This window comes from Thalassotalea sp. G20_0 (assembly GCF_017744175.1).
In the GTDB taxonomy this organism is placed as follows: domain Bacteria; phylum Pseudomonadota; class Gammaproteobacteria; order Pseudomonadales; family Endozoicomonadaceae; genus Endozoicomonas.
The window spans coordinates 1-602 of the sequence record NZ_JAGHQV010000446.1; the positions used below are offsets into that span (position 1 = coordinate 1).

Genomic DNA, 602 nt, shown 5'->3' on the forward strand with positions numbered 1-602 from the left:
TAAAGTATTTTTCCCTATAAAGCAGCAGCCTGTTCCTTTTCCTTTCCTGACTGCAGACTTGCTGCCTTGCGCAACTGAATCGCTTTATCGATCAAGGCAACAATACCCTTGTTGCCACGTTGGCCTGCTACCTGGCGGGGGGTATTCGATCTCCGGCATGTTCCCGGGACGCAGCCAACCTTTGCCTGTTCCGGGTCAGCACCGTGCTCCAGCAGCATCAACACAATAGGCTTGTATGGGGCCGAAGCTGCAGCGTAGAGCGGGGTTTCCCCGTCTTTGTTGGCGGTATTCACCAGGGCATTGCCAAGCTCGGCTCTTTCTGAATCCGGCACTTTACGGATGACCGCCATTATGTCCTGGGCAATCCTGACAAACCCACCATGTGCAGCAATCAATAGCGGAGTAGCACCATAGACGTCAGTGGCATTCACCACCTGCCTGACAACCTTGCTCCGCTCTGATTCCGGTACCGCTGAAACAGACTCCAGCAGTAATTTTATGATCCTGCTATTGCCCATGCGGGCAGCCAGATGGAGCGGCTGCCTCTCGCCCTTGCCCTTGCCCTGCTTTTCAGGGGCCAGCACCTCAATCATGGTATCGGC

At 55.0% G+C, this 602-nt stretch carries 1 protein-coding gene; it reads right to left on the reverse strand.

Annotated elements, in window-relative coordinates; translation table 11 throughout:
• Nucleotides 1-14: 14 nt before the first annotated feature.
• Nucleotides 15-602, reverse strand: a 588-nt coding sequence (locus J7438_RS26965; protein WP_209279094.1) for an ankyrin repeat domain-containing protein, incomplete at its 5' end; no start/stop codon positions are given.